11 protein-coding genes are annotated in these 12,801 nt (G+C 56.2%); 7 read left to right on the top strand and 4 right to left on the bottom strand.

The genetic code is table 11. The annotated features are described in order from the left end of the window. Positions 1-4 precede the first annotated feature (4 nt). The gene (locus D6851_RS12065; protein ID WP_238474073.1) at positions 5-1,939 is read left to right on the top strand and encodes an alpha/beta hydrolase family protein; all 1,935 of its coding nucleotides are present in this window, start codon (positions 5-7) and stop codon (positions 1,937-1,939) included. Positions 1,940-2,028: 89 nt separating this feature from the next. Here the strand turns inward: D6851_RS12065 and dapA are convergent, their stop codons facing one another. Further along, positions 2,029-2,910: a 4-hydroxy-tetrahydrodipicolinate synthase gene (dapA, locus tag D6851_RS12060; RefSeq protein ID WP_120325147.1), complete on the bottom strand. Its 882-nt coding sequence runs from the start codon at positions 2,908-2,910 to the stop codon at positions 2,029-2,031. Between the two features lie 106 nt (positions 2,911-3,016). Here dapA and D6851_RS12055 point away from each other — a divergent pair, with 106 nt between their 5' ends. Next, positions 3,017-4,957, top strand: coding sequence for a lytic transglycosylase domain-containing protein (locus tag D6851_RS12055; protein ID WP_120325146.1), 1,941 nt, complete (start codon positions 3,017-3,019; stop codon positions 4,955-4,957). 299 nt (positions 4,958-5,256) lie between these two features. Here D6851_RS12055 and D6851_RS12050 read toward each other — a convergent pair whose 3' ends face one another. Next, positions 5,257-6,027, bottom strand: a complete 771-nt coding sequence (locus D6851_RS12050; protein ID WP_120325145.1) for a helix-turn-helix transcriptional regulator — start codon at positions 6,025-6,027, stop codon at positions 5,257-5,259. Positions 6,028-6,106: 79 nt separating this feature from the next. On the opposite strand from D6851_RS12050, the gene D6851_RS12045 reads away from it, so the two are divergent. The 3 genes from D6851_RS12045 to D6851_RS12035 are packed head-to-tail and all read left to right on the top strand — an operon-like array spanning position 6,107 to position 7,920. Continuing rightward, the gene (locus D6851_RS12045; RefSeq protein WP_120325144.1) at positions 6,107-6,868 is read left to right on the top strand and encodes a class I SAM-dependent methyltransferase; all 762 of its coding nucleotides are present in this window, start codon (positions 6,107-6,109) and stop codon (positions 6,866-6,868) included. Between the two features lie 51 nt (positions 6,869-6,919). Further along, positions 6,920-7,423, top strand: a complete 504-nt coding sequence (locus tag D6851_RS12040) for a GreA/GreB family elongation factor (protein WP_120325143.1) — start codon at positions 6,920-6,922, stop codon at positions 7,421-7,423. After that, a complete protein-coding gene (locus D6851_RS12035; RefSeq protein ID WP_238474072.1) occupies positions 7,369-7,920 on the top strand; it encodes an invasion associated locus B family protein in 552 nt (183 codons plus the stop codon). Before D6851_RS12040 ends, D6851_RS12035 begins: the two co-directional genes overlap by 55 nt. A gap of 82 nt (positions 7,921-8,002) precedes the next feature. Here the strand turns inward: D6851_RS12035 and D6851_RS12030 are convergent, their stop codons facing one another. Then, positions 8,003-8,653 (bottom strand): outer membrane protein, encoded by a 651-nt coding sequence (locus D6851_RS12030; protein WP_420797109.1) that lies wholly within the window; start codon positions 8,651-8,653, stop codon positions 8,003-8,005. Positions 8,654-8,904: 251 nt separating this feature from the next. Between D6851_RS12030 and rlmN the strand changes: the two genes are divergently transcribed. Further along, positions 8,905-10,155 carry a dual-specificity RNA methyltransferase RlmN gene (gene rlmN, locus D6851_RS12025; RefSeq protein ID WP_120325360.1) on the top strand — a complete coding sequence of 417 codons (1,251 nt, stop codon included), beginning with the start codon at positions 8,905-8,907 and terminating at the stop codon, positions 10,153-10,155. A 163-nt stretch (positions 10,156-10,318) separates the two neighbouring features. Then, positions 10,319-11,167, top strand: a complete 849-nt coding sequence (ygiD, locus tag D6851_RS12020) for a 4,5-DOPA-extradiol-dioxygenase (RefSeq protein ID WP_120325140.1) — start codon at positions 10,319-10,321, stop codon at positions 11,165-11,167. Positions 11,168-11,224: 57 nt separating this feature from the next. Here ygiD and pgi read toward each other — a convergent pair whose 3' ends face one another. Further along, on the bottom strand, positions 11,225-12,748 hold the full coding sequence (pgi, locus tag D6851_RS12015) for a glucose-6-phosphate isomerase (protein ID WP_120325139.1): 1,524 nt from the start codon (positions 12,746-12,748) through the stop codon (positions 11,225-11,227). Positions 12,749-12,801 lie beyond the last annotated feature (53 nt).

Here is a 12,801-nt window from a genome sequence, read left to right as displayed (position 1 = left end):
TGCCATGCGCGCGCTGTGCAGCGTTGCGTCTATTGCTATGATACATCCTGCGGCCGCACAGGAGACACCGCCACCGCTCGATGCTTATGGTGAGTTGCCTCTTTTTGACGATGCTGCACTTTCAGCCAGCGGAGAGCGGCTCGCTCTCGTCATGACTAAAGGCGACAAACGCCAGATTGTTCTGACTGATACCGCTATGCAGCCCATCCGTTCTATCGCTGTTGGCGATACCAAGCTACGTGACTTGCAGTGGGTTGGCGACGAATATCTGCTTCTCACTTATAGCCAGACTGAGGAGTTACCATTTGGCTATGTGGGCGACAAAATGGAATTTTATCGCGTTATGATCGTCCCAATGGATGTCAATGAAGATGTCGAGACCATTTTTCTCAACAAGCGCGGTATCGCCAACGCTGTTTTTGGAAACTACGGTATTCGTAAGGTCAAAGGGAAGTGGGTCGGCTATTTCAGCGGCATACTCTTCAAGCAAAATGGCAGTGGAACTTACAAGTTCGATCATGGTCGCCCTGCGCTGCTCGCCGTCGATATAAAACGCAATGAACCTGAAATTGCATCCTACCCTGCTAGCGAAGGCGCCTATCGAGACTGGATCGTCGGACCGGAGGGCGAAATCGCTGCGCAATTCGACTTTTACAAACGCAACGGCGACTGGCGAATTACCGGCCCTGAAGGCAAGACGATCGCCAAAGGTCAAAAGCCGGATGCACGGATCGCACTCCTTTGCCTTGGGACAGAGGGGCAATCAGTCATTTATAGAGAAAACAGCGATGAAGATGAAGAGAACCACTATTTCAAGGTTTATCTATCGAGTGGAGAGGCGAAAGAAATTCTGACCGGTAAAAACGTAACGGCTATTTCCTGTAATGAAACGAACGGTTTAATGGATGGCTATTTTAGAGAAGCCGGCCTTCCCGTATTCATTGCTAAAAAAGACCAACTAGCAGCTCAAAAGATCTGGGGATCGATGGCTAGTGGCAAAACATCTATGATAAGCTGGTCCAATGACGTAAAAAAAGTAATCGTGCGACGCAGCGGATCAGGCATTTCTGGAAGCTGGTATATGGTCGATCTTGCATCGAATAAACTGGTTCCGCTCGGTTCTGAAAGACCTGCTATCAAAGCAGACCAAATCGGCGAAATTCGTAAAATTGATTATATCGCCCGCGACGGTCTCGAAATGAGCGGTATTTTAACATTACCTCCTCAGCGGGAGACCAAAAACCTTCCCCTCGTTGTCTTCCCTCACGGCGGACCTCATTCACATGACGAACCTGTCTTCGATTGGTGGGCCCAAGCTTTTGCTTCACGCGGTTATGCTGTGTTTCAACCCAATTTTCGTGGCTCTACCGATCAAGATATGAGCTTTAGACGCGCCGGGTACGGTGAATGGGGCCGCAAAATGCAGACCGACATCACGGATGGTGTTGCAGAACTGGCCAAGCAAGGACTCATCGATCCTGCACGTGCCTGCATCATGGGGGCAAGTTATGGCGGATATGCGGCATTGACCGGAGTAACTATTCAGCAGGATCAATATAGATGTGCCATCTCTTATAGCGGTGTAAGCGATCTGCAGTTAATGTATCGTACTGGCTATATTGAGGAAAGTGGCCGCTCCAAACTGACACAGCAACGCTTGCTCGAAGAATTAGGCCCGCGCGATAATTTGGTGGAGTATTCGCCGGACAAACAAGCTGACAGAGCCAATGCTCCAATCCTCCTGATTCATGGGATGGATGACACTGTCGTGCCATTCGCCCATTCAAAACGCATGGCCGATGCTCTTAAAGATGCGGGCAAGCCCTACAAACTTGTCGAACTGGAAGGCGAAGATCACTGGCTGTCGCGGTCCAGCACACGCAACCGGATGTTAAAGGAAGCGCTCAGCTTCGTGCAGAAATATAATCCGGCAGACTGACACGCCGGCATCCGCCCTGTGCGCTAACAAAAAGAGAGCGCGGAAAAGCTTTTACTCTTCCGCGCTCTCTTTGCACTGCATTCCGTCAATCAGATCAGTCCGGCATTTTCGAGCGCCGCATCCACAGCCTTACGTGCATCTTCGTTACAGCGGACCAGCGGGAGGCGCACTTCATCGCTGAACCAGTCATGCACACGGCTAAGCGCATATTTTACCGGGCCGGGGCTGGAATCCTCGAACATCGCATAATGGAGCGGATAAAGCAGATCGTTCAGCTCGCGCGCACGCACAATGTCATTATCGACGCAGGCTTGCTGGAATTCAGCACATAGTTTCGGCGCGACATTGGCGGTCACCGATATACAACCCACCGCGCCGGCAGCATTCGCCGGAAGCGCCAGTTCGTCATCGCCCGAAAGCTGACAGAAATCTTTGGAAATCCCCATCCGATGATCTACTACGCGTGACAGATCGCCGCTCGCATCCTTGATCCCGACAATACGGTCTGGGTAGGCCTTGGCGAGTTCACAAACCGTTTCCGGTGAAATATCGGTGACGGTACGACCTGGCACATTATAAAGAATAATCGGCAGATCGATATGTTCAGCAAGATAGGCGAAATGCGCCTTGATGCCGGCCTGACTCGGCTTGTTGTAATAGGGGGCGACCACCAGAGCGGCACTGGCACCGCATTTCTTGGAAAAGGTCATATGCAGCAGGGCATTCATCGTATCGTTGCTGCCACAACCCGCTATGACAGGCACGCGGCCCGCCGCCTGCTCCACGCATACTTCGATTACCCGATGATGCTCGGCATTGGACAGTGTCGAATTTTCTCCTGTCGTGCCACAAGGCACCAATGCCTTGGAACCGCTTTCAATCTGCCAGTCCACAAGACGACGAAACGCGTCTTCATCGAACGCTCCGTCGCGAAAAGGAGTCGCCAAGGCCGGAATCGAACCTGAGAACATTTGCGCCGCTCCCGCAATTCAGTCATAAAAACAGAAACTCATGCCGTGTGCATGAGTCCTTTCCGGGTTTCCCCGTTCAGCGCCTGATAAGGAGCCAAAGGCCATAATGTCCAGCATGGTCCGTACAACTCTTTTTGCAACTCTTCTCGCTTCCACCGTCAGCGCCTCCGCGCCTGCCGTCGCGCAGGATGCTGCCCAATGGGACAAAGCCCGGCAAAATCTGGTCGCCAGAGAGCCGGGTCGCATGGCTCAGGCTGTCAGCCGGTGGGAACAGCTTACATCTTCAAACAATCTGTCTTTCGACGATTACGCCAATTTTGTGAGCACTTATCCGGATTTTCCCGACACCGCGAAATTGCAGGCCTATGCCGAAGCCCGGCTGGACAAGGAATTCGTCGACCCGGCCAAGCTGGTCGCCTTTTTCGATCGTAATCCGCCGGTTACCAATGAGGCCCGGGCACAATATGCACTGGCTCTGGCCACGCAGCGTCCGAATGATGCCTTCAGCGTCGCTCGTGAAGCATGGCGTGATGGTGAGATGGACGAAACCGCCGAAGCCAGTATCTATTCCATGTTCGGTCAACGCCTGACGAGCGAGGACCACGAAGCACGGCTGGATGCGCTGCTCTGGCAAAGAGATCGGGAAGCCGCCGAACGGCAGATCGCTTTTGCTTCGCCTGCCAGACGCCCGCTTTTTGCCGCCCGGCTGGCAATTCTGCAGGGTGGCGACGGAGCGACCAGTTTTTCCGGTGCATTCAGCGATCCAGGCTATCTGTTTAACCGTTCGCGCGAATTGCGGCTGGAAGGGAGCCCTTCCGCAGCCGTCACTATGCTCGCCAACCGCCCCAAACTGAGTAAGCTTCCATTCGACCAGACCAAATGGGTTGAGGAATTGCTCAATGTGGCCAAAATCGCAGACGCGCGCAGCGCCATGCGTATCGCCGCTTCGGTGGATGACGGCTTCGCCCCGGGCGCGGATATCAGTTCCAAAACCTATAAGCTGCGAGACGATTACACGTCACTGATGTGGCTTGGAGGGACGAAAGCCCTGTGGGATCTGGGCGATCCGGCTTCAGCGGCCCCGCTCTTCTTTCGTTACGGAGCAGCAGCGCAAACGCCGCAAACCCGTTCCAAGGGGTTTTTCTGGGCCGGCCTTGCAGAGCAACGTGCCGGCAATATGGAAGAAGCGCGCGGCTATTACGACATGGCGGCGCAATATCCCGATCGTTTTTATGGTTTGCTGGCGCTCGAAGCACTGGATCGGCCGATTCCCGATTTCAGTGACCTCCCTGCCGTGCAACCGACGAGCGAGGAACGTGAAACCTTTTATGCCGATCCGCTGACTCAGGCCGTTTCCGAAGTCGCCCGCGATGCGCCGTGGAGCACGGGCATTCGCTTCTATCGTGAAATTGCAAAGCGTGCCGATACACTGGACGATCACCTGCTGGTGGCGGAACTTGCCCAAAAAATCGGCCGGCGGGATTTGGCCGTCAATGTCGGTGAAGCCGCCGGTGCAGACGGCCTGACCGGCTTCACCCGCTTTGCTTATCCCACGCTGGACACACCGCGGGGCACGGACTGGACAATGGTTCATGCCATTGCCCGTCAGGAAAGCCAGTTTGCCGATAATGCCATCAGCTGGGCCGGTGCACGCGGGCTGATGCAGCTTATGCCCGGCACGGCGCGCGAACAGGCTGGAAAGACAGGCATCCAGTATATGTCCGCCTCACTGATCGATGATCCGTCCTATAATGTCCGGCTCGGCAACGGCTATTTCCAGCGTATGCTGAATTATTACGACGGCTCCTATCCACTCGCCGTCGCGGCCTATAATGCGGGTCCCGGCAACGTGAACAAATGGCTGCGCGCCAATGGTGATCCGCGTACAACATCGGTCGACTGGCTGCGCTGGATCGAAGAAATCCCGATTTTCGAAACCAAGAACTACGTTCAGCGCGTAATCGAAAATGCCGTGGTCTATGAAGCGCTTTATCCCGACAAGGCAAGCTATAGAAAAGGCCGGAAAGTCAGCGATTTTCTTAAGTGAACAGAGTTGGAGGCACGTTCGGGCGGTGGGCAAGAAGCCACCCGCCCTACCTGCACCTGCCGGGATGTAACAACCATACATCTCATCTCCGAGCTTATTAGGCCAGTGCCCCAATAGGAAAGCCTGCCACTCACTTTAGTCAGCCAGCTTCGAGCTGTTTTATAACAGCGGATCGAGCACCGGCTCCGATGAATCGGGTTTCGACCGTGTTGCCTTTCATGCCCGGTTCAACAGCAAGGTAACCCGCTTTTTTATCAGAACACTCACCCGATAATCAGGCAGGACCAGTATATTAGCCATCACCCATCGGGTTGAAGAAACACAAGGCGAAAATCGGGACGTTCAGCGTCGGCCAGCGTATGCTGCACATATGTCACAAGGCCTTTTGTGGGATGATGGAAACTACGTCGGCCGCCTTCGCGTTCGGCAACGGTTTGTCTACCCCATCCCATGCGGAAGACATCGCTTTTTTCGCATAGCCAGTCGACGATGCTCTGCACGCGCGGATCGCCATGTTTACGACCATAATCACGTCGGAACTCGGCAAGAACACGCAGAGCGCGTTTCTCCCAGTCGGGCAGCAGCTCACGTGCTGCGGGATGGGTGAAAGTATAGCGCAACAGATTGGGCTGATCGGCCCCTTCGAACAGGCCGGTAAACAGGGTTTGTGCCTGATTATTGGCGCAGCACAGATTCCACATGGGATCGAGGCCATAGGCGGGCCATGGCACATTCTCCACCAGCGTGACGATCGAAGCCGGTGCGTCATCGGGCAAGACAGCGAAGGGATCGGCGGGATCCTCCCGCTCTGCCAGCGCAAAGAGGTACTCGCGCTCCGCTCGTGCAAGACACAAAGCCACAGCCAGCCGGTCCAGTGTATCGGCGGAGGGGCGCACTTCACGCCCCTGCTCGATCCATGTCACCCAGGTCACACTGATATGTGCCCTGTCAGCCAGCTCTTCCCGCCGCAATCCAGGCGTCCGCCGTCTCCCGCTCCGTTCCGCTATCAGGCTTTCGCGCCTTGCCCGCACAAATGCACCTAGCAATTTGCGCTGTTCATCGCTCGTCATATCAACATTTATACCAGTATAATTATGTTTCTTGTAACAGGTTTATAGCAGGTCATGATGGAGGTGAAAGGACATCATCATGAATATGAAACACACCGATCTGATTCACCGGCAATTCGGTTCCACCGCAAATGCTTATGTCACAAGTAGCGTTCATGCGAGCGGTGCGGATCTCGATTGGATCGCTGAGCGGGCTCATCAGTGCCGCCCTGCCCGCGCTCTTGATCTGGGGACCGGCGGAGGACATGTCGCCTATGCGCTGGCCGCTCATGCGGATCGTGTGATGGCAAGCGATCTTTCCCCTGACATGCTGGAAGAAGTCGCTGCCGAAGCGGGCCGGCGCGGAATCGATAATATCGATCGGACAGCAGCACCCGCCGAGAAACTGCCTTTCACCGATGAAGCGTTCGATTTTCTCACCTGCCGTTTTTCCACCCATCACTGGCAGAACGCACAGGCCGGGCTGACAGAAGCACGGCGCGTGCTGACAAACGGTGCCCCTGCCCTGTTCGTGGACATTTGCGCACCGCAAACCTCTGCCGCGGCAGACACCCATTTGCAGGCTGTAGAGTTACTGCGCGATCCATCGCATATACGCGATTATACGCCGTATGAATGGCTGAACATGCTGGGCCGCGCGGGCTTCTCAGTACGCTCCTTCACTACCGCCCGCCTGCGCATGGATTTCACCACCTGGACCGCAAGAATGCAGACACCCGACACGCATATCGCTGCGATCCGCGCATTGCAGTCATGTGCCAGCTCCGATGTCACCTCGCTCTTCGCCATTGAAGAGGACGGCTCTTTTACTATCGATATGGTATTGATCGAAGCGGTATAGGGCGTTCTCTTCCTCTCGCCTCCATCGCCACAATCGGTTAGATGGAGGCGAATGAAACCCGCATCCAATCCGATTACACCGCAGGGGCTTGCCGCTCTCAAAGCCCGCTATGACCATTTGCTCGGTACGGAACGGCCGGAAATAGTCGAAATCGTGAGCTGGGCAGCAGGCAATGGCGATCGTTCTGAAAACGGTGATTATCTCTACGGCCGCAAACGTATGCGCGAGATCGACCGCGAACTGGGCTGGCTCGCCCGCCGGATGAAAGCCGCACGTGTGGTCGATCCGGCAGAGCAACCGGACAAGTCGCGCGCGTGGTTCGGTGCCACCATTACCATCGCCGACGAGGATGACGCAGAACGCACGCTTACACTGGTGGGCGACGACGAACAGGATGCCAGCGCCGGTAAAGTCGGCTGGAGTGCACCCATTGCACGAGCTCTGCGCGGCGCAGCTATCGGCGATTTGCGGATGGTTCGGCTGCCCGGCGGCGAAAAGGAATGGGAAGTCATCGCCATTTCCTATCCCGATACAGCAGCTATTCCTTCGATCTGATGCGCCGGTTCGCTGTTCTGCCACTGGCGCTGGCATTGTTAGTTCCCGGCGCTCCACTGGCTGCGCGAGACAGTCTGGGTATATTCGGCGATTGGGGCAGCTTTCGCGATCCCGAAGTGCCGCGTTGCTATGCGATAGCCTTGAACGAACAGCACCACGGAAAAAATAATGCGCAGGGTTTTACCAGTATCGGAACCTGGCCCAAACGACAGATAGGCGGACAAATTCACATCCGGCTGTCCCGCCCGCTCGCCAGCAAAAGCCGGATCCGCCTGTCTGTCGGGAACCACCGTTTCACGCTGACCGGCAATGGCACGGATGCCTGGGCGCAGGATAAAGCAATGGATGCGGCGATCACAGCAGCCATGCGCTCTGCCTCGGCCATGAGCGTCACGGCAGTAAGCGATCAAGGCCGTCATTTCACAGACCGCTACAGCCTGGCAGGAGTCGCCAGCGCGATGGATGCTGCCACGCTCGCCTGCGCAAAACAGCGCTGACCCTTTTCAGAAAGGACACCTGAGCAAAAAGGGCCGGAGGTTCCCCCCCGGCCCTGAGTTGGATCAGCTTATCGTGTCCTGATCAGAAACGGTAACCGAAGCCGACCATGACCTGGTGACGGTCGGAGTCGACGTCGAAACGATCGCTTTCGGGCAGATCATCGGCGTCGAATTCGCCCTTTTCATAGTTCGAATAACGATATTCGATCTTGGCGAAGGTGTTGGGCGAGAGAGCCTGTTCAACACCGGCACCTACGCGCCAGCCGTCGAGATCGAGGTGATCGTTGAATTCATTGCTGCCATCGGTGCCCAAAAGCTTGTAGCGGGCATTCGTGTAACCGCCCTTGGCATAAACCAGCGTGTTCGGCGTTACGGCATAACCGGCGCGGATACCGGCATAGAGGTCACGTCCGGTTTCGACTTCACCCAGACCGAAAACGTCGTTTTCATAGGTGTTATCCTTATTGTCGGCGGTGGAACCGGTGATTTCACCTTCTACACCGACAACGAAACCGCTCGGCGTGGCATAATCATAACCAATGCCGCCACCATAGCCGAGACCGTCGATAGAGGCGTCGGAATCCCCATCGACCGAGCTGCCCGGCTTGGACTCGTCCCAGCCGAGAAGACCTTCAACACGCGGACCACTGAAGTTTTCCTGCGCTGTCTGAGCCATTGCCGGGGCGGACAGGGCTGCGAACGTAGCAACGCCAGCCAGTGCAAAACCCTTAATCATATCTGTACTCCATTTCCTTGTTATGACGGCCTGCGAGCCGTGCAGGAGGGAGAATGGATCGATCGCGATTGGGTTTCATGAATATAACACAACGAAATTTGTGATGCTTTTGCGCAACACTATTGCGCCCAATCGTTCGGCAGCAACGTCAAACGGATGTCATAAGAAGGGGGATATCGGGAACCGGCACTTTCGCGCACTTTCTTCATGCGCTTTCAATCCGGTGCATCTCGCATTATATGCCCGCCATGGCCGACACACATCTCATGACCATACCCGGACAAGTGAATCCGGTTCCCGTCGCACGCGACATTACCCCCCGCGCCGACGGCCGGGTAGACCTGCTCGGCCTGCCGAAAAAGCGGATTACCGAGCTGTTTGCCGATGCCGGGCTCGATGCAAAACAGGCTAAATTGCGCGCCAAGCAAGTGTTTCACTGGCTTTATCATCGCGGCGAAACTGAATTTTCCGCCATGACTGATATTGGCAAAACCATGCGCCCATGGCTGGAAGAACGCTTTGTAGTGGGCCGCCCCGATGTGGTTGAAGCCCAGCATTCTTCTGACGGAACCCGCAAATGGCTGCTGCGCACCCCCGACGGCCATGATTATGAAATGGTCTTCATTCCCGATGCGGATCGCGGAACCCTGTGCATTTCCAGCCAGGTCGGCTGCACGCTGAATTGCACATTCTGCCATACGGGAACCATGCGGCTGGTGCGCAATCTGACACCCGGCGAAATCGTCGGTCAGGTCATGCTGGCGCGCGACGCTCTGGGCGAATGGCCCAAGGGCCGCATGGATATCGCCGAAGAAGAAGATGAGGCCGAATATCGCGCCGATGGCCGGCTCCTCACCAATATCGTGCTGATGGGCATGGGGGAACCGCTCTATAATTTCGATAATGTCCGCGATGCGATGAAGCTGGTGATGGATGGCGAAGGGCTCGGCCTGTCACGTCGCCGCATCACGTTGTCCACCAGCGGGGTGGTTCCTGCCATGGCACGCTGCGGCGATGAAATCGGCGTCAATCTCGCCGTCAGCCTTCATGCTGTGCGTAAGGAAGTGCGTGACGAAATCGTTCCGCTCAATCGTAAATACGGGATCGAAGAATTGCTGGCCGCCTGTGCAGCCTATCCCCGCGCATCCAATTCGCGCCGGATCACATTTGAGTATGTGATGCTGAGAGACAAGAATGACAGCGATGACGATGCCCGCGAACTGGTCCGTCTGCTGAAGAAATACGATCTGCCCGCGAAGGTTAATCTCATTCCCTTCAACCCGTGGGCAGGCGCACCTTACGAATGTTCAGCGCCGGATCGTATTCGCAGTTTCTCCAATATTATTTTCGAAGCCGGAATCAGCGCTCCAGTTCGCACCCCGCGCGGGCGCGATATCGATGCCGCCTGCGGCCAGCTCAAAACCGCCGCAGAAAAGAAAAGCCGGGCTCAGCTCCGGCGCGAGGCTGAGGAAGAGGCCGCCAGCGCACCTGCGGGATAGGCTGTCCGCGCAAAAGCGAGCGTAAAGAATGGATGCTGCGCGCAATTATTTGCTCGACAGCGACTGAACGCCTCTCCTGTCTTTGCGCCGGAGCCCGGCCTGCTTATCTGGGATCAGACCTCAAATTGTTCGGCAGCATATTTGCACGCCAGAAGGATTATCCATGACTCGTATGCCCGCTGTCTTTGTCGGCCATGGCAGCCCGACCAATACATTCGACAATACGCGCTATACCCGCGCATGGCGCGCTCTGGGCAAAGCCCTGCCCCGCCCCAGAGCCATCCTGTCCATTTCCGGCCACTGGTATTTCGGAACCTCAGCGATCACCGCAATGGAACGCCCTCGCACGATCCATGATTTTTACGGTTTCCCGGAAAAACTGAACACTTTCCAATATCCGGCACCCGGCGCGCCGGAACTGGCCAGACGGATTGTCGATCTGGCAAAGCCTTTTTGGGCCGGGGCCGATCAGGACCAGTGGGGCCTCGATCACGGTACATGGTCCGTTCTTGCCCATATGTACCCGGAAGCCGATATTCCCGTGGTGCAACTGTCGCTCAATGGCGTGCAGCCGCTCGAATATCATGTCGAATTCGGCAAGAAGCTCGATGCTCTGCGCGATGAAGGTGTGCTGATCCTCGGAACCGGCAATGTCGTGCATAATCTTGGCAAGACGAACTTGCGGGCGGGCGACCATGGCGAAGACTGGGCCATCCGTTTCGAACAAGCCGCTATCGAACAGGCAACAAACGATCCTGCTCATATTCTGAAACTGACCGGGCACCCCGATTTCGCCATGGCCGTGCCGACGCCCGATCACTTCATTCCGCTGCTCTATATTGCCGGACTGGCTGCGGCAGCGGGCAAGCCGCTCGATTGTCTGATCGAAGGCTGCATGTATGGCGGCATTTCGATGACCACTTTCGGCCTCGATACCGATCCTGCGCTCAGATCCGTTCTGGACCGCGCGGCAGAAGCTGAAACGCTCGAACAGGCGATGGAACTGGCCTGACCACAAATGAACTGCCTGCTGCGAAAGGGGAACCTTTCGCAGCAAACATCATCTCGTTCAGCTCAAACCTGCAAGTCCAAGCAGTTTTTCTGTGCTGGCATCAAAAGTTTCGCCACCTTTTTCGATCTTTTTGGCGATTTCCTTACCCAGTTCGACACCGAACTGATCGAACGGATTGATTCCCATCAGCACCGCATTGGCAAATGTGCGATGTTCGTGGAACGCAATCAGCGCTCCCAGCGCTGCGGCGTCGAAATCGTCGCACAGGATCGTGGTCGAAGGACGATCTCCCGGATAGGAACGCGCCGGATCGTCGCTTTTCTTCCCTGCCATCAACGCTGCCCCCTGCGCAAAACAGTTCATCAGCAGAATGCGGTGATGAGCCGGGTCGAGTTCATCGCCCGGAGCGATACTGGCAATAAAGTCGATCGGCACGATATGCGTGCCCTGGTGCAAAAGCTGGAACACCGCATGTTGCGCATCGGTGCCGACACCGCCCCATGTGATCGGCGCGGTCGGTCCGTTAACCGGCTCGCCTTCAGCCGTTACACTCTTGCCGTTCGATTCCATTTCGAGTTGCTGAAGATAATCCGGGAACAGGCCAAGTCTTTCATCATAGGCGAAAACGGCTCGCGTCTGGCAGCCGCGCAATCGCGAATAATACAGATCAGCAAAAGCCGCGCGCAGCGGAAGATTGTCAGACATCGGCGCATCGCGAAAATGCCGGTCCACCGTCGCGGCTCCTTCGAGCATCGCGGAAAAATCTTCCCAGCCGATTGCCAGCGCAATTGGAAAACCGATCGAAGACCAGAGCGAATAGCGGCCGCCAACGCTTTCGGCGAAAGGCAGGATCCGCGTTTCATCCACGCCCCATTCCACTGCCGCCTCGGGATTAGCTGTCAATGCAATCACGCGGCCAGATGGGTCCTCCACACCATTATCGGTCAGCCATTTCACCGCACTGGCGGCATTGGTCATGGTTTCGATAGTGGTGAAAGTCTTGGAGGCTACGGCTATCAGCGTGGTCGCCGGGTCGCAGGCTTCGAATGCCTGCTCCAGCGCACAGCCATCGATATTCGAAACCACATGCACATCGACCAGCGCCAAATCGCGGCTCAGTGCATCCACCGCCAGAGCCGGGCCGAGGGCGGAACCGCCAATGCCGACATGGATCAGATGCTTTACATCGCCCAGCACACCCTCATGGATCGCGCCCACAAGCAGACGCATCCTTTCAAGCAGAGCCGCTGCCTCCTCAACACTGCTTTCCTTACCCACACCGCGCAAAGCGGAATGTTCGGCTGCCCGGTTTTCCGTCGGATTGACCACTTCGCCGGCGAACAGACGCCGGCGCATTTCATCGAAATGGCTCGCTTCGGCGAGGGTTTGGAAATCGCCGATCAGTTCATCGGTCAGGTGTGTCTTCGACCAGTCGAACAAAATGCCCGTTTCTCCGAGATCCAGACGGCCCGACATTTTTTCAACCCGGTCAGGATCGGCAGCGAACAAAGCCTCCAAAGTCGGGTCCTTATGCAGACCGAGGGACTTCCAGGCGACTTCGCGGGCTTCGCTCACAGGCATTCTCCATGACTAAACTGAGGGACACAGGGCTAATCGCTCCCGCAGCATTTTGG

Origin of the sequence: Altericroceibacterium spongiae, from assembly GCF_003610805.1 — a bacterium.
GTDB classification, from domain to species: domain Bacteria; phylum Pseudomonadota; class Alphaproteobacteria; order Sphingomonadales; family Sphingomonadaceae; genus Altericroceibacterium; species Altericroceibacterium spongiae.
The sequence above is the reverse complement of the archived record's forward strand: the minus strand, read 5'-3'. Positions and strand labels throughout refer to the sequence as shown.